At 62.8% G+C, this 16,630-nt stretch carries 16 protein-coding genes; 12 read left to right on the top strand and 4 right to left on the bottom strand.

The features are described 5' to 3' along the window. The first annotated feature begins 9 nt into the window (after window positions 1-9). The 12 genes from ispF (at window position 10) to MSG32_RS00905 (ending at window position 11,794) form a co-directional block, all read left to right on the top strand. A complete protein-coding gene (ispF, locus tag MSG32_RS00850) occupies window positions 10-510 on the top strand; it encodes a 2-C-methyl-D-erythritol 2,4-cyclodiphosphate synthase (protein ID WP_054555734.1) in 501 nt (166 codons plus the stop codon). Further along, window positions 503-1,678, top strand: a complete 1,176-nt coding sequence (locus MSG32_RS00855) for a tRNA pseudouridine(13) synthase TruD (protein ID WP_348983946.1) — start codon at window positions 503-505, stop codon at window positions 1,676-1,678. The genes ispF and MSG32_RS00855 overlap by 8 nt, the downstream gene beginning before the upstream one ends. 51 nt (window positions 1,679-1,729) lie before the next feature. Further along, window positions 1,730-2,476: a 5'/3'-nucleotidase SurE gene (gene surE / locus MSG32_RS00860; RefSeq protein WP_043331401.1), complete on the top strand. Its 747-nt coding sequence runs from the start codon at window positions 1,730-1,732 to the stop codon at window positions 2,474-2,476. 184 nt (window positions 2,477-2,660) lie between these two features. Continuing rightward, window positions 2,661-3,317 (top strand): protein-L-isoaspartate(D-aspartate) O-methyltransferase, encoded by a 657-nt coding sequence (locus MSG32_RS00865; RefSeq protein ID WP_234368298.1) that lies wholly within the window; start codon window positions 2,661-2,663, stop codon window positions 3,315-3,317. Next, window positions 3,314-4,267, top strand: coding sequence for a DUF368 domain-containing protein (locus MSG32_RS00870; protein WP_248377010.1), 954 nt, complete (start codon window positions 3,314-3,316; stop codon window positions 4,265-4,267). Before MSG32_RS00865 ends, MSG32_RS00870 begins: the two co-directional genes overlap by 4 nt. Further along, complete coding sequence (locus tag MSG32_RS00875) at window positions 4,260-5,492, top strand: peptidoglycan DD-metalloendopeptidase family protein (RefSeq protein WP_248377013.1); 1,233 nt, start codon at window positions 4,260-4,262, stop codon at window positions 5,490-5,492. Before MSG32_RS00870 ends, MSG32_RS00875 begins: the two co-directional genes overlap by 8 nt. A gap of 61 nt (window positions 5,493-5,553) precedes the next feature. After that, on the top strand, window positions 5,554-6,531 hold the full coding sequence (gene rpoS / locus MSG32_RS00880) for an RNA polymerase sigma factor RpoS (RefSeq protein WP_043331399.1): 978 nt from the start codon (window positions 5,554-5,556) through the stop codon (window positions 6,529-6,531). A 382-nt stretch (window positions 6,532-6,913) separates the two neighbouring features. Continuing rightward, on the top strand, window positions 6,914-8,284 hold the full coding sequence (locus tag MSG32_RS00885) for a TolC family outer membrane protein (RefSeq protein ID WP_248377016.1): 1,371 nt from the start codon (window positions 6,914-6,916) through the stop codon (window positions 8,282-8,284). 394 nt (window positions 8,285-8,678) lie between these two features. Then, on the top strand, window positions 8,679-9,830 hold the full coding sequence (gene alr / locus MSG32_RS00890; RefSeq protein WP_248377019.1) for an alanine racemase: 1,152 nt from the start codon (window positions 8,679-8,681) through the stop codon (window positions 9,828-9,830). A gap of 60 nt (window positions 9,831-9,890) precedes the next feature. After that, window positions 9,891-10,808, top strand: coding sequence for an LpxL/LpxP family Kdo(2)-lipid IV(A) lauroyl/palmitoleoyl acyltransferase (lpxL, locus tag MSG32_RS00895; protein WP_248377022.1), 918 nt, complete (start codon window positions 9,891-9,893; stop codon window positions 10,806-10,808). An 8-nt stretch (window positions 10,809-10,816) separates the two neighbouring features. After that, a complete protein-coding gene (locus MSG32_RS00900; RefSeq protein WP_248377025.1) occupies window positions 10,817-11,200 on the top strand; it encodes a hypothetical protein in 384 nt (127 codons plus the stop codon). A gap of 432 nt (window positions 11,201-11,632) precedes the next feature. Beyond that, the gene (locus tag MSG32_RS00905) at window positions 11,633-11,794 is read left to right on the top strand and encodes a DUF1328 domain-containing protein (protein ID WP_043331394.1); all 162 of its coding nucleotides are present in this window, start codon (window positions 11,633-11,635) and stop codon (window positions 11,792-11,794) included. 155 nt (window positions 11,795-11,949) lie between these two features. Here the strand turns inward: MSG32_RS00905 and MSG32_RS00910 are convergent, their stop codons facing one another. The 4 genes from MSG32_RS00910 to MSG32_RS00925 form a co-directional block, all read right to left on the bottom strand. Further along, window positions 11,950-13,299 carry a DUF2254 domain-containing protein gene (locus MSG32_RS00910; protein WP_160317851.1) on the bottom strand — a complete coding sequence of 450 codons (1,350 nt, stop codon included), beginning with the start codon at window positions 13,297-13,299 and terminating at the stop codon, window positions 11,950-11,952. Between the two features lie 347 nt (window positions 13,300-13,646). Continuing rightward, a complete protein-coding gene (gene ettA / locus MSG32_RS00915; RefSeq protein ID WP_043331392.1) occupies window positions 13,647-15,308 on the bottom strand; it encodes an energy-dependent translational throttle protein EttA in 1,662 nt (553 codons plus the stop codon). A 193-nt stretch (window positions 15,309-15,501) separates the two neighbouring features. Beyond that, the gene (locus MSG32_RS00920) at window positions 15,502-15,747 is read right to left on the bottom strand and encodes a hypothetical protein (protein ID WP_043331391.1); all 246 of its coding nucleotides are present in this window, start codon (window positions 15,745-15,747) and stop codon (window positions 15,502-15,504) included. Window positions 15,748-16,046: 299 nt separating this feature from the next. After that, window positions 16,047-16,487: a PAS sensor domain-containing protein gene (locus tag MSG32_RS00925; protein ID WP_043331389.1), complete on the bottom strand. Its 441-nt coding sequence runs from the start codon at window positions 16,485-16,487 to the stop codon at window positions 16,047-16,049. Between the last annotated feature and the right edge of the window lie 143 nt (window positions 16,488-16,630).

The following is a 16,630-nucleotide window of genomic DNA, read 5'->3' on the forward strand; positions in this document are numbered from 1 at the left end:
CCGATGGCCCTGCGCATCGGCCACGGCTTCGATGTGCATCGCTTCGGCGATGGCGATCACCTGATGATCGGTGGCGTGAAGATCGCCTACGAGCATGGCTTCGTGGCGCACTCCGACGGTGACGTGCTGCTGCATGCGCTGTGCGATGCGCTGCTCGGCGCCTGTGGCATGGGCGATATCGGCAAGCATTTCCCGGACACCGACAGTGAGTGGTCCGGCGCCGATAGCCGTGGCCTGCTGCGCCACGTGATCGGGTTGGTCAATGCCGCCGGTTTCGGGGTCGGCAATGTCGATCTCACCGTGATGGCGCAGGCGCCGAAGATGGCGCCGCACATCCAGGCGATGCGGGAAGTGATCGCCGAAGACCTGCGCGTGCCGCTGGCGGTCGTCAACGTCAAGGCCACCACCACCGAGCGGCTCGGCTTCACGGGTCGCAAGGAAGGCATCGCCGCCGAGGCGGTGGTGCTGCTGGGCGCGCTGCCGACCGCGGGCGGAGCCGAGCATGTCTGAAGTGAATGACATGTCTGAGTCGCCCGAGGCGGATGCGCTGTTTGCCGAGGCGCTGGCGGCACTGGACGCCGCGGGCAGCGAGGCGTGGGTCAAGGAAGCCGAATTGATGCAGCGCTGGCCGCATGCACATGGCGGCCCGCTGGGAGCCGGCGATTTCCGTCACACGCCGGAGGACTTCCGGGTCACCGAGCTGATGGACTTCGTGCCAGAAGGCCACGGCGAGCATCAGTGGCTGTGGGTCGAGAAACGCGGCCTGACCACCGATGAGCTGTGCCGTGAACTGGCCAGCCTGTGCGAGGTCGCGCCGCGCGATATCGGCGTGGCCGGTCTCAAGGACAAGCAGGCGATCACCCAGCAGTGGGTCTCCGTGTGGTTGCCGGGGCGTGAAGCGCCGCAGGATCTCAGCGATGCGCTGGCCGAGAAGGGTGTCCGCGTGCTGGCCAGCGTGCGTCATCCGCGCAAGCTCAAGCGTGGCGTGCATCGCGGCAACCGCTTCGCGCTGCGTGTCAGCGGTGAGGCCGTTGTACACCCCGAGTTCGAGGCGCGCTGGCAGACGCTGATACGCGATGGTGTGCCCAACTATTTCGGGCCGCAGCGCTTCGGCCATCAAGGACATAATCTCGGCCGGGCACGTGCCGTGCTGGTGCGTGGCTGGCGCAAGCGCGATGACCGCAGCGGCATGCTGCTGTCGACCGCGCGCAGCTTCCTGTTCAACGAGGTGCTGGCTGCGCGTCTCAAGGCGCATTGCTGGGCGACGGCGTTGAGTGGAGAGGTGTTTGCGCTCAACGGGACGGGCTCGCGCTTCGTCACCGACGGCAGCGAGTCGGCCGAGACGCTGGCGCAGCGCCTGGCGAGTGGCGATATTCATCCCACTGGCCCGCTGTGGGGCACCGGGCGTGCTGAGGCTCATGCGCAGGTCGCCCAGCTCGAGCAGGTCCTGGCCACGCGTTGGCCGCAGCTGTGCGAGGGGCTCGAGAAGGCCGGCGTCAAGGCGGAGCGTCGTCCGCTGCGCCTGATGCCCGGCAAGTCGCGTCTGGAGTGGGATATCACGCCAGAGCAGGCAAAAACCGAAGGTGGTGAGGCCAGTGTCTGGCTGCACTTCGATCTGCCGCGCGGCAGCTTCGCGACGGGCCTGTTGCGTGAGCTGATCGCCCACCCGCTGCTGTAGTGCCGTCAGGCGACATGATGACTATCCGATGATTCGCAAAGGAGTGAGATGATGCGCAGGATTCTGCTTTCCAATGATGATGGCGTGCACGCTCCGGGGCTCAAGGCGCTGCATGACGCGCTGGCCGGACAGGCACGCATTCGTGTGGTCGCGCCGGACCGTGACCGCTCCGGGGCCAGCAACTCGCTGACGCTTAGTCGGCCGTTGCTGCTGTCCGCGATGGAGAACGGCTTCTACAGCGTCGACGGCACGCCCGCGGATTGTGTTTACCTGGGCGTCAATGGGGTCTGGGACGAGAAGCCTGACATCGTGATTTCCGGCATCAACCATGGCGCCAACCTGGGCGATGACGTGCTGTATTCCGGCACCGTGGCGGCGGCGATGGAAGGGCGCTCGCTGGGCATGTCGGCGATCGCGATGTCACTGTGCGGCAAGACCCACTTCGAGACCGCCGGACGCGTGGCGGCGAGCCTCGTCGGCGCGGCCGAGACCCTGGCATTGCCGCCGCGCTCGCTGCTCAACGTCAATGTGCCGGATGTGCCCTGGAGCGAGATTCGCGGTTTTCGCGTCACGCGTCAGGGCCACCGTGGCCCGGCGGGCGCCCCGATCGAGGTCAAGGACCCGCGTGGCCGTACCCGCTACTGGATCGCGCTGGCCGGCGATGGCATCGATGACGGCGATGACACCGACTTCGCCGCCATCGCGGCAGGCTATGTGTCCATCACGCCGTTGATGACGGATCTCACCTCCCACGGGGCGCGTCACGATGTGGCGCAGTGGCTCGAGGCGCTGACCTGAGCGACGCAGCGCCAGCCAAGGCTCAAGATTTCGCTGTGAAGTCCTCGTTCGAAGGATATGAATCAAGACCATGAAGGACGTGTATCAGAACGCTTTCCCGCTTGCGCAGTCAGACAGCGCAGCGGGAATCGCCGGGCCCTTGCATCTCAGGCGACCGGACCCGGCGCAGCTGAGCGGGATCGGCATGACGTCCCAGCGCACGCGAGACCGCATGGTGGCGCGCCTGGAGGATGCCGGCATTCGCGATGAGCGGGTGCTGGAGCTGATGGCCAGTGAACCGCGCCATCTGTTTCTCGATGAGGCGCTGGCGCACCGTGCCTATGAAGATACTGCGCTGCCGCTGGGGCAGGGGCAGACCCTGTCCCAGCCTTACATGCATGCCCGCATGACGGAGCTTGCCCTGGCGCAAGCGCCGCGCCCACGCGAGGAATGTCGGGTGCTGGAGGTCGGCACCGGTTCGGGCTATCAGACATTGCTGCTGGCGCGCCTGTTCGCTCGGGTGTCTTCGCTCGAGCGCATCGCCGTGCTGCATGCCAGGGCCGTTCAACGCCTTGGCTGGTTCGGGCTCGACAATGTCGAGTTGCGCCATGCCGATGGTGGGCATGGCTGGCAGGACGATGACTCGGCATTTGATCTGATCGTGGTGACCGCCTGCGCACCGCATCTGCCGCAGGCGTTGTTGAAGCAGTTGGCCCCGCAGGGGGTGATGATCGTGCCATTGGCCGAGGACGACAGTGATCGTCAGTGGCTGACACGAGTGCGCCACGTCGGCGACACTCAGGATATTCAGCGGTTCGAGGCCGTGCGCTTCGTGCCGTTGCTCGAGGGAGTGATCAGGTGAAACGAGCTTTGAGCGTGTTCTTCAAGGGCGCTGGCATGGGGGCGGCGGATGCCGTGCCCGGGGTATCAGGCGGCACGATTGCCTTCGTGACCGGCATCTATGAAGAATTGATCGAGTCCATCAAGCGCTTCGGCCCCTCCGCCATCGGCGTATGGCGTGAGCAGGGCTTCAAGGCGCTGTGGCAGCATTTGAATCTGGCCTTTCTGCTGCCGCTGGTCGCTGGCATCTTCGCCAGCCTGATCAGCGTGGCGCATCTGGTGACCTGGTTGATGGAGGCGCAGCCGCTGCTGCTCAACGCCTTCTTCTTCGGGCTGGTGGTGTGCTCGGGGGTGGTGGTCGCGCGGCGTATCACCACCTTCCGGATGAGCTATCTGGTGTGGTTGGCGCTGGGGCTGGTGCTGGCCAGCAAGTTGCCCAGCCTGTTGCCCGCCGCCACCGATGCCTCCTGGGTGCTGGTGGTCGGCGGTGCCATCGCCATAAGTGCCATGCTGCTGCCGGGCGTTTCCGGCAGCTTCCTGTTGCTGACCATGGGCCTCTACGGCACGGTGATGACTGGCATCAAGAGCTTCGATCTGCAGCTGATCATGCTGTTCGGCAGCGGCTGCGCCATCGGACTGTTCACCTTCTCGCGTTTGTTGTCGTGGTTGTTTCGTCATCATCACACCGCGACACTGATGCTGCTGACGGGCTTCATTCTCGGCTCGCTGCCGGTATTGTGGCCGTGGCGCACCATCACCGATTATCGTCTGGGACCCAAGGGTGAACAGGTTCCGCTGGATTACCACTTCATGATGCCGGATACCTATACCAGTGTGACCGGTGAGCCTGCCCAGCTGTGGGCGGCACTCGCCCTGATGCTGGCCGGCGTATTGCTTGTCTGGTTTGCCGGAGAGCGCTCCGGCCCGGATGACGACTCCAGCAATTCCCGCAAGGAGCAGGAACATGCGTGACAGGATGGACAAGGGAATCAAACTGACGTTGGCAGGTCTGGCGCTGGGTGCGCTGACAGCCTGCAGCACGGCGACCACTCGCCCGCAGGTTCAGGACCTCAACGCCGGCAATGCGCGTATCACCTCCGACACCTATACCGTTCAGCGCGGTGACACCCTGTATGGCATCTCCTGGCAGAGTGGCCAGGATTTCCGGGATGTGGCGCGCATGAACGGCTTGAATCCGCCCTACACCCTGCAGCCGGGGCAGACGCTGCGACTGGACCCCAACACCCAGCTGCCGGCCAGTGCGGCGGGAACCTCCGGCACGAGCGTCGCCTCGAGTGGTGGCGTCGTTGCCACGCCGATGGGCGGGGGCAGCGACAGCTCGATCGCCGGCGGCAGCGAACTGCCTGACTGGCTGGCACCGGATGAGTCCGCCATGGCTCAGCAGCAACAGCGCACCAGCCAGGCCCAGTCGCTGACGACCGGCTCGGGTGGCGTGTCATCGGCCGCCACCGGCACCGCGGCGGCTGCCGGACTGGGGCCTGTCTACCAGGAGGGCAGTGAAGAGGCACTCGCCGAGACGGCGCGCAACGCCACCAATGACAGCGCAGAGCAGGTCAGCAGCTCTGCTACACAGACAGCCAGTCAGACGGCCAGCGAGGCAGCTGCCAGTGCGGCCGCCGCCCAGGCCGAGGCGCGCAAGGCTGCCAAGGAAAAGGCCGAGCAAGCCGCCGCTGCCGCAGCAGCAGAGCGAGAGAAAGCGGCCGCTAGCGTGAAAAATGAGGCTGCCAAGGTTGAAAAGGGCACCAACGTCGCTGGCGAAACCGCCAAGGCTGCACCGGCCAAGAAGACCTATGTTCCGGTAAAAAACGTTGACTGGCAGTGGCCTACGCAAGGCGAGATCATCGGCAAGTTCGGCGAGTCCGAGAGTGTCACCGGCGGCATTGATATCGCTGGTCAAAAGGGGCAACCTGTCAAGGCAGCAGGGCCGGGAATCGTGGTCTACGCCGGAAGCGGAGTACGTGGTTACGGTAACCTCATCATTCTCAAGCACAACGACCGCTATCTGAGCGCCTACGCCCACAACGACACTCTGCGTGTATCAGAGAACGATGTGATCGACGCCGGACAGGTCATCGCCACTCTGGGAGCCACTGACGCTGAACGTGCGCAGCTGCACTTCGAGATTCGCGAGGATGGGCAGCCCAAGGACCCACTGAAATTCCTGCCTAAACGCTGATTCCCACCGCTGCCACAACAACAAGTTCCTGGCACCAGACCAGAGACAACGGGGTATCGACATGAGCATGCTGGAAAAGGATATCGATCAGGCTGAGGTTGAGTTGTCCCTTGAGGATGTCGAGGAGGACGACGATACGCTTGAGGCAGAAGCGGAAGAGGCGGCATTCGAACGCGCCTTGAATCGTGAAGAGCGCAAGCACTACCAAAGCCTGGATGCGACCCAGATCTACCTCAACGAGATTGGTTTTTCCCCGTTGCTCAAGCCCGAGGAGGAAGTCTACTTCGGGCGTCTGGCGCAGGCGGGCGACCCCGCCGGTCGCCAGCGCATGATCGAGTCCAACCTGCGTCTGGTGGTCAAGATCGCGCGGCGCTATCTGAATCGTGGTCTGTCGCTGCTCGACCTGATCGAGGAGGGCAATCTGGGGCTGATCCGCGCGGTGGAGAAGTTCGACCCTGAGCGCGGCTTCCGTTTCTCGACCTACGCCACCTGGTGGATTCGCCAGACCATCGAGCGGGCGCTGATGAATCAGACGCGCACCATTCGTCTGCCGATTCACGTCGTCAAGGAACTCAACATCTACCTGCGTGCCGCGCGCCAGCTGACCCAGAAACTGGATCATGAGGCCACCGCGGAGGAGATTGCCGACTTCCTCGACAAGCCGGTCGATACCGTCAAGAAGATGCTGGGGCTCAATGAGCGGGTGTCATCCGTCGACTACCCGATGGGCGGCGAGAGCGACAAGCCGCTGATCGAGACCATCGCCGACGAGAATGACACCAGCCCGGAGTCCAGCCTGGTGGATGTCGACGTCAAGGCGCATGTCGATGAGTGGCTGGCGGAACTGACCGAGAAGCAGATGGAAGTGGTGGTGCGCCGCTTCGGGCTGCGCGGTCATGAAGCCGCTACGCTGGAGGAAGTGGGCGAGGAGATCGGCCTGACGCGTGAGCGGGTGCGTCAGATTCAGGTCGAGGCGCTCAAGAAGCTGCGGCGCATGCTCGAGAAGCAGGGGCTGACGCTCGAATCCATCTTTGAATGATGCGCGGGCACAGTCGTCATGGCTGTCGATACCCTGATGCAGGTTTCCAGTGAAAACGGCCCGCTCGTGATTCGAGCGGGCCGTTTTCATATTGTGTCATCATTATTCTGGCAGAGTGGGGGCATTCTGACGTACTGCGCTCAGTGCAGGGTGCCCCATGGCACTGTTGTCAATTTGGAAACGCTGTATCGTGCAACAAAGTTAGCCAACTAACTGGACGCCCAAAAGAGCGACGATTAGACTAAGGCCACTTTTTCCACGACCCGCTTGAGCAGGGCTGAGGCAGTAGTCCAGCCGATGTGTGAGCTACCTTTTACCTTGTCCTGGTGCTTTCGAGGCGCCATGCAGGTCACGACTGTCACTGATCAGGAACAACGCATACATGGCCAACATTCGCATACTGCCACTGGTGCTGGCGATGGGTTTTGCGACCCAGGCTCAGGCTGCCAATCTGCTCGACATCACGCGTGATGCATTGACCCACAACGCCAGCCTGTCCTCCTCTCGCTCGCTCTATCAGAGCGTCGAGGACAACGAGCGTATCGAGCTTGCTGACCTGCTGCCCCAGATCACTGCCACGGGAACCGTGTCGCGTACCGATGTCACCGGCAATTCCCAGAGCGGCACCGAAGGCGATTACACCGACAGCAATATCGTGGTCAACGTCAACCAGCAGCTGTTCGATGCCGCCGACTGGTATGAGCTCGCGACCAGCAAGGACACCACCCGTCAGCAGAAACTGCTGCTGGATTCCGATCAGCAGCAGCTGCTCTATGACGTGGCGTCTGCCTATTTCACCATCCTGAACAATCGTGATGTGCTCGATGCGCGCATCGCTCAGGAAAAGGCCTTCTCCCGCCAGCTGGACCAGGCCAATCAGCAGTTCGAGGTCGGTCTGATCGCGATCACGGATGTGCAGGAAGCCAAGGCATCCTTTGATGACGCGCGTGCCCAGCGCATCGCGGCCGAAGCCGATCTCCAGGTCAGCTTCGAGGCCCTGCAGCAGCTGACGGGCCAGCAGTACGATTCCATCGATGGTCTGGAAGAAGATCTGGCGATCGAAGCGCCGGTGCCGGCCAGCCGCGACAAGTGGGTCGAGATGGCATTGTCCAACAACCCGCTGATCGGTGCTGCCCAGAAGGGTGTCGATGTCGCCAGAGGCGATGTGAAGACCTCCCGCGCAGGCCACCTGCCGGAAGTCGGCGCCTTCGCGACCTACTCCTACGATGAAACCGACATCGATACTGCCGGGGGGTATCAGGAATACAACCAGATCGGTATCCAGGCCTCCCTGCCGATCTATACCGGTGGCCGCACCTCCGCCCAGGTACGTCAGAGCACCCATCTGCTCGAGCAGAGCCAGTACGACCTGCTCGATCAGCAGCGCTCCACTACCCAGAGCGTGCGCTCGCTCTACAGCCAGGTGCGCAGCGACGTTCTGACCGTCAAGGCGCGCAAGCAGGCGATCGTCTCCAGCCGCAGTGCACTGGAAGCGACTCGCTCCGGTTATGAAGTCGGCACCCGTAACATCGTCGACGTGCTGGACGCCGAGCAGGCCCTGTATCAGGCGCTGGCGGACTACGCCTCTTCGCGTTACACCTATGTGCTCGATCTGCTCAACCTGCGTCAGGCGGCAGGTATCATCGATATCAACAGCGTGCGTGACCTCAACGAGAGCCTCAAGGCAGATCGTCAGGTATCCCTGGTGCTGAATGATGAGAGCTCCGACGAGCTGGAAAACGCGACGCCCTGATCGTCCCGCGCTGGCTTACGCCACGTGCTGCATGCACCCCCGCAGGCCCTGCCTGCGGGGGTGCATGCGTTTTGGGGCATGCGTTTGAGGGCATCAGTGGGTCAGGTCACTGATCGTCAGGCATGTGTTCACCAGGCAAGTATTCACCAGGCAAGTGATGGTCAGACAGGAGGCGCCGAAAATGCAGCGCGCAAGGGCAGCGCGGCCTCGAGGCAGGCAGTTTCGTGGTGGTCTTGGTCGAAAATCCTGCATGTGTTTTAACAGGCAGTGGTTTCTGTCAGTGATTTGGGGAAAGTTTGGTGGTTTTCAGCGTGACCTGGCGGCGATGATGGAAAATAATTGAGGGGCTTGCTCTGCTGTCTGTCATTTTCACCGATCACCCTGGAGTCCCCTCATGTCCCGCCCACTGCGCGCTGATATTGATCTCGATGCACTGCGTCACAACTATCAGCTGGCCTGCGAGCTGGCGCCGCATTCGCGCGCCCTGGCCGTGATCAAGGCGGACGCCTACGGGCATGGTGCGGTGGCGTGCGCGCAGGCACTGGCGGACCTCGCCCCCGCCTTTGCGGTGGCCACGATAGAGGAGGCGCTGGCGCTGCGGGCGGGCGGCATCTCTCATCCGATCGTGCTGCTTGAGGGGGTGTTCGAGGCCGCGGAGTACGCCTTGGCGGCCGAGCATGACTTCTGGTGCGCCATCCACAGCGAATGGCAGTTGGCGGCCCTCGAACAGAGTGAGCTTGCGCAGCCCTTGTCCTGCTGGATCAAGTTCGACTCAGGCATGCATCGTCTCGGCTTCACGGCCGAGCAGGTGCTGGACGCCAAGGCGCGCCTCGAGGCGTGTGGCAAGGCGCGTGACCTGCACCTGATGACGCACTTCGCCAGCGCTGACAGCCTGACACCAGACTACTTCCAGCAGCAGATGGCTGCGGTGACAGCCCTGGCGGCCGAGGCGGAGCTGCCGCTGTGTCTGGCCAACTCACCGGCGACGCTTGCCTGGCCAGAGACACATGCGGCCTGGAACCGCCCGGGAATCATGCTCTACGGGGCAGACCCGCTGGAAGGCGCCAATGATGCCAGTCGGCGCCTGAAGCCGGTGATGACGCTGTCTTCGGCCATCATCGCCGTGCGTGAGATCGCCATCGGCGAGCCGGTAGGGTACTCGGGGCGCTTCGTGGCCACGCGTCCGACGCGTATCGGTGTCGTCGCCTGCGGTTATGGTGATGGCTATGATCGCCACGCCGTGGATGGTACGCCAGTGCTGGTGGATGGTCAGGAAACGGTGCTGGCCGGCAAGGTGTCGATGGACATGCTGACGGTGGATATCACGGACCTGCCCGAGGCGGGTGTCGGTTCTCGTGTGGTGCTGTGGGGCGAGGGGCTTGAGGTCAATCGCGTCGCCGCCAGCTGCGACACCATCAGCTATACACTGCTGACGGGGCTGCTGCCGCGCGTACCCAGACACTATCATGGCGGCGTTGGCAGTGTGGCGGACGACAAGGGTGTTGCGCAGTTGGCCAGCGCTCAGCCGCTGGATACGCACGCCTGACCTGACGGCAAGGCTCGCGCGGTCTACAATGGCCGCCGTTGCCCGTCGAACGAGAGAGTCATGGCCAAGAAGAGCTATCCCGAGAGTTTTACACACCCCCGCTACTGGCTGACCTGGCTGGGCATCGGTGCCATGAAGGCTTCGGCCTATCTGCCCTGGTACGCCAAGTTGTGGCTGGGGCGTGGCCTTGGTGAGCTGGCATGGCGCTTCGGCAAGCGTCGTCGTCACATCACCGACACCAATCTCAAGCTGTGCTTTCCCGAGTGGAGTGAGGCGGAGCGCGCGCGTCAGGTGCGCAAGACCTTCCACGCCAACGGCATCGGTATCTTCGAGACGGCCACCGGCTGGTGTCGTGATCCGGAGCATATGCGTGATCGCGTGACCTTCAAGGGGCAGGAACACATGGAGCGCGCCATGGCCCAGGGCAAGGGGGCGCTCATCGTGGGCATCCACTTCTCGACCCTGGATCTGGGCGGCGCACTGCACTCGCTGTTCTTCCCGGCCGATGTCGTCTATCGCCCCCACGACAACCCGCTGTTCGAGCGCTTCATGACCCGTGCGCGCAATGGCATCTTCGGCACCGCCATCGATCGTCACGACCTGCGGGGCGTGGTGCGTCGCATCAAGAGCGGCCATGGCGTGTGGTATTCACCGGATCAGGATTTCGGCCGCGAGGTCAGCGTATTCGCGCCGTTCTTCGGCATCGATGCCGCTTCCATCAAGCTGACGGCCAAGATCGCCCGCATGACGGGCGCGCCGGTGATGCCCTTGATGTTCCACCGCAATCCGGACAATCGTACCTATACGCTGGAGTATCTGCCGGCGCTGGACAACTTCCCGAGCGGCGATGACGTCGCCGATGCCACGCGCATCAACGCCTTCATCGAAGGGGCGATCCGCAAGCATCCCGAGCAGTATCTGTGGCTGCACCGTCGCTTCAAGACACGTCCCGAGAAAACCGATCCGTCCCTGTACTGAGGTGAACCATGAGCAACGACATCTCTACTCACGTCACCCTGGCCGAGGTGGAAGCGCGGCTGGCCGCTGGCGATACCTTCGTGCTCAATCAGGTCGCGGAATGGTGCCCGGATTGCACCGAGCGTCAGCGTCCGGCACTGCCTGCCTTCGAGGCGGCGCTTGCCCGTGGCGGTCTGCCACTGGTGACCCTGTGCGTGCAGCAGACCCGTGGGGTCTATCTCAGCGATGCTCATGCACAGCTGAGTGAGCGTATCGGCGGTGCGGGCTATCCACGCACCTTGCTGGTTCGCCACGGCCAGCCGGCGAGCCTCGACAGTGGATTGAACCGCGTCGAGGTGATGAGCGAGCCCGATCTCGTCGCCTACGCCGAGGCCTTGATCGCCGCGCTGTAGCGACCGATACCCCTGCATCGATCATTCGCCGCTGTCAGGGGGATGACGCGAGTGATGCACACAGCAAAGACCCCCGTTCGGCATCTCGCCGAACGGGGGTCTTTGCTGTGTAAAGCGGCACCCGACAAGCAACATCACCTGCCCGAGCTGCATGCGTGCGGTCAACCGAGTGCCGCCTATCGTGTGCCTATGACAAGACGTGCGGATGACGGAGCAGGCTTTCAACCCATCACAAGGGCTGAGGCAAATTCTTTTACTGAAGTGCGACATCATGTTGACAAAGCTTTAGTTTATTACCATCTTGGCAATAACGAGTCAGGTGGCTGACACGCCTCCTGATCGCCGCTTTCAGCACTCTGGAGTGCGCCTGAGGCGTCATCCGTCAGGGGCTGACTCCGCCGCGACAAATCTCACATGACATAAGGAATTGACATGCTCAACTACGCCATCATCTTTCTGATTGTTGCTGTCATTGCCGCCGTACTGGGCTTCGGCGGCATCGCCGGCACCGCAGCGACCATCGCCAAGGTCCTGTTCGTGATCTTCCTGGTGCTGTTCCTGGTGTCCTTCTTCAAGAGCCGCCGCAAGCCGTGAGGCTCTGATTTCCTGATACTGGTCAGACTGACTGCAACAGGCCGCAAGCCGTCATGTGATCGGATAGACGGCTTTGAGACAGTACGGCTCACAGACAGCAACGCCCGCGACGGTGGTCGACCGTCGCGGGCGTCTTGCGTTCAGGTGCTGGTTTTTTACCACTGAGGGCTGGGCAGGTTCAGGCGATGGTGACCGGCCTGCAAGCCGTGTTCGATGAAACGGCGATCCACCTCGAATTCGGCCTGGGCGAGAATCGCCTCCACCACCTTGTCGGCATGCTGTTGCAGCAGCACCAGATGGCCGTATTGCGCGCCCATCAGGGACAGGGTCTTCAACAGCTCCAGCAGGGCCAGACAGATCGAGAGGTCATCACGGCCATAATGCAGAATCGGCGTGATGGAGCGGTAGAGGAGGCTTGCGAAGGACTCCATCTGCCAGCTGACGCGAACGGCCTTGTGATCATCCACGCAACAATTGCACAGCGGCACCGACATGCGCTCGCTGAGCAGCTCCGTCAGCTGGTGCATGCACAGCCGTGCCGTACCGGGGTCATTGATGCCGGGTGACAGTGCCTTGATGGCGACTTCCATCAGCTGGGTCAGACCATGCTCGTGCAGGTCCTCGACGGACTCCCCATCCAGATAGCCAAGCGCGGCACGCAGGTTCTTGATCAACTCGGCCTGCTGCTCTTCGTCGAGTTCTTCCCCCGCCGTCGCGCCCTCTGGCAGGCCGTTGGGCCACTCGATGCGCATCAAGGGCATGCCGCTGACGATGAAGGCGCCCAGCGCGAAATCCAGATGCACCACCATGTCATGCTTGATGGCCAGCTGGCGCAGCGCCGAGAAATCGACCTGCTGGATGTAGCCACGCCGGCGTGCCCGCAACAGCTGGCACTGGTCGTCGTCACGGCCGACCTCGCGCTCACAGAAGCCATCGTCCCGATTGCGCTGACGCAGGCGCTCCAGCGAGAGGCGGGTGCGTCCGGACAGGCGCCGTGCGACGGCATTGATCTGCACCGACTGCGAGACCTGATGGATGAAGTAGACGAACATCCCCAGGCAATTGACCATCATCAGCACGCCGAGATAGACCGCCAGCGAGCGCCACAGAGTCGGGGAGTCGCCCGTATTGGGCACCATCAGGTTGACCAGCAGGAACAGCAGGCTGCCTAGGTAGTGGCCGAGTACCAGCTGGTGATGACGTTCGGTCACCAGGCCCAGCAGCAGCTTGTGGGAGAACTGCGCGCCGGCCTGGGTGAGCACGCTCATCACCATGGTGAAACTGAAGACCATCAGCGAGATCAGGCCGCCGACCAGCGCCGCCAGCAGGGTGCGCGGGGTGTCATGTTGCTTGAAGGTCAGTGCTTCGAAAAAGTCGCTGTTGGGCAGCGAGGAGGGATCCGGCAGCCCGGAGGGCATCACCGAGATCAGTCCCAGCAGGGTATAGACCATGGCCAGCATGCTGGGGAGATAGGCGATGCTGGTGGTCCAGGTTCGCAGCCACATGAGGGGTTGCTGTAGCCAGCGATTCATAGACGATTCCCGAACGGATGGATTGGCAAGCTCCTGTTATGACGGCTCGCGCCGAGCACTGCAAGTCAGCATGACGTGCTGGCAGGAGGGGAGCAGGAGGTGAGGAGGGGAGGAAAGAAGCAGAACAGGGCAGGCAGAGCGGGCAGAACCGAACAAGGCAGGCAGAGCGGGCAGAACCGAACAGGGCAGACAGAGCGGACGAACTGGAACGGACAGACTGGAACGAACAGCAGGGCCCGATGGCAAGACGCCCCCACCGGATGACCGGTGAGGGCGTCTTGCGGCTTGCGTCGATCAGCGTGGCTGACCCCGCCAGCTCATCAGGCGTCGATACGCTTGTACTTCATGCGCTTGGGTGCATCGTTGCCGACACGCGCGTGATAGTCCGCTTCGTACTCGGTATAGCTGCCTTCGAAGAACACCACGTTGGAGTCACCCTCGTAGGCGAGGATGTGGGTCGCGATGCGATCCAGGAACCAGCGGTCGTGCGAGATGACCATCGCGCAGCCCGGGAAGGCCAGCAGAGCCTCTTCCAGGGCACGCAGGGTCTCGATGTCCAGGTCGTTGGACGGCTCATCCAGCAGCAGCACGTTGGCAGCCTGCTTCAGGGTCTGGGCCAGCTGCAGACGGCCACGCTCACCACCGGACAGATCAGACAGACGCTTCTGCTGGTCAGTGCCCTTGAAGTTGAAGCGGCCGACATAGGCGCGCGACGAGACTTCATGGCCATTGATGTTGAGCATGTCCTGACCGCCGGAGACAGCTTCCCAGACGGTCTGATTGTCTTCCAGGCCATCACGCAGCTGCTCGACGTAGGCGACCTTGACGGTCTCGCCCAGCACGACTTCGCCGCTGTCCGGGGTGTCCTTGCCGGTCACCAGCTTGAACAGCGTGGACTTGCCCGCACCGTTGCCGCCGACGATACCGACGATGGCACCCTGGGGGATGGTGAAGGACAGATCATCGAACAGCAGCTTGTCGTCGAAACGCTTGGTGACGTTGTGCAGCTCGATGACCTTGTCGCCCAGGCGCGGTCCCGGCGGAATGTAGATCTCGTTGGTCTCGTTGCGCTTCTGGAAATCACCGGACTGCATTTCCTCGAAGCGGTTGAGACGCGCCTTGCTCTTGGCCTGACGGCCCTTGGGATTCTGACGAACCCACTCGAGCTCCTGCTGGATGGCCTTGTTGCGTGAGGCTTCCTGCTTGGCTTCCTGCTGCAGGCGAGCGTCCTTCTGCTCGAGCCACGAGGAATAGTTGCCTTCGAAGGGAATGCCCTGGCCACGGTCCAGCTCGAGAATCCAGCCGGCGACGTTGTCGAGGAAGTAGCGGTCGTGGGTGATGGCGACCACGGTGCCGGAGTAGTCGTGCAGGAAGCGTTCCAGCCAGGCGACGGATTCGGCGTCCAGGTGGTTGGTCGGCTCGTCCAGCAGCAGCATGTCCGGGCTCGAGAGCAGCAGACGGCACAGTGCGACACGGCGGCGCTCACCACCGGACAGCACGCCGACATTGGCATCCCACGGCGGCAGGCGCAGCGCTTCGGCGGCCACTTCCAGCTTGCGCTCGAGGTTGTGGGCGTCGGAGGCCTGGATCAGGTCTTCCAGCTTGGCCTGACGCGCGGCGAGGGCGTCGAAATCGGCGTCCGGCTCGGCGTAGGCGGCATAGACTTCATCAAGTTCGGTCTGGGCGTTCTTGATGTGGGCCAGGGATTCTTCCACGCACTCGCGCACGTTCTTGGAATCATCCAGTTCCGGCTCCTGGGGAAGGTAGCCGACATTCAGACCCGGCATGGGACGTGCTTCGCCGTTGTAGTCCTGATCGACGCCGGCCATGATGCGCAGCAGCGAGGACTTGCCCGAGCCGTTGAGACCGAGCACACCGATCTTGGCACCCGGGAAGAAGGACAGCGAGATGTCCTTGAGAATCTCGCGCTTCGGGGGAACGACCTTGCCCACCCGGTTCATGGTATAGACGTATTGCGCCATGGAATCCCAATTTGGTTGGAGAATGGAATGACGCGCAGATGATAGTGCCCGGCGTCACGCTTGGCCAGCCGGGCAGCCTGTGCCAGGCGAGCGCGGCGACTCACTGCATGACATTCCCTGTCCTGACGTCGACCCCTTCCATGGCCTGTCCGCTCCCTGGTATCCCTTCCCCTGCACGCCGCTGAAGGCGAGCTTACTCCTCTTCGCCCCAGTCGCTGGCGTCGATCAGATCATCATCATCGGCTTCATCGTCCCAGCCTTCGCGGATGGAGCGAGCCAGGGCGCGCTCCTCGAGCAGGGCTTCAAGACGTTGGCGGGAGTCATTGCGTTGTGGCTTGGCAGGTGCGCTGGAGGGCGACAGCTCGAAGTCCACATCGGTGGGGCTGTCTTCGGCGAGTGCCGTGGCATCGATATCATCGAGGAATTGTTCACGGGCCATGGGCGGACCTCACGATCTTGGAACGACCTGCCCGATATCCAGCGCCTGGACTGGCCTGTGATACCGGGCACCGCCAGCGGCGATGCGCCGAAGGCTCTCTGGCTATATACCGCCCGTTGACGAGGATGACAAGCCTTTCGCTCAGCTCGTCAGGGCTTTCGCCAACTGCCACTGGCGAGAGGCCCACAACGACAACGCCCACCGGTGGGGTGGGCGTTGATGGTGCCATGCGGCACCTGATCTTCAGTGACTGCTCTTCAGTGACCGTTCTTCACTCAGCGGCCTTGAGCGTCCGGCGCTCAGTTGGACTCGCTGGGATGCTCCGCGCGCAGGCGTTCCAGCTCTTCCTTGGCGGTCATCAGGCCGGTGACATCCTTCTGGACACCAACGAAATACTGCAGGTTGTCATGCTCATCGAAGACCGGTGTCATGGAAAGTTCATTCCAGAACAGGCTGCCATCCTTGCGATAGTTGCGCAGTATCTCGCGGCACGGGCGCTTGTCGCGCAGCGCGGCACGGATGTTGTCCAGTTGCGGCTGATCGCGGTCATCATTCTGCAGGAAGCGGCAATCGCGGTAGAGAATCTCGTCGGCGCTGTAACCGGTGAGGCGCTCGAAGCCCTGATTCACGTAGATCAGGATGTTCTCATCGCCTTCCTGTTCCGCCACCACGATGCCATCGTCCGAGGCATTCACGACTCTCTCGAGCAGCTCGGGGCTGATCATGTGGGGTCTTTTCATCTGACTCTGATCCTTGCGGCTTAAGAACCCGGCCCTGAAGACCGAGCCCGAGAGTACGGGTATAGGGTGCCTGTCCGTGTGCCCGGACATTCCAGCACCATGATCGGTTTCACTATGGCGGGGAGACGCGGCTTATGCAATCG

It is taken from the genome of Cobetia sp. 1CM21F (assembly GCF_023161745.1).
Taxonomy (GTDB): Bacteria; Pseudomonadota; Gammaproteobacteria; order Pseudomonadales; family Halomonadaceae; genus Cobetia; species Cobetia amphilecti.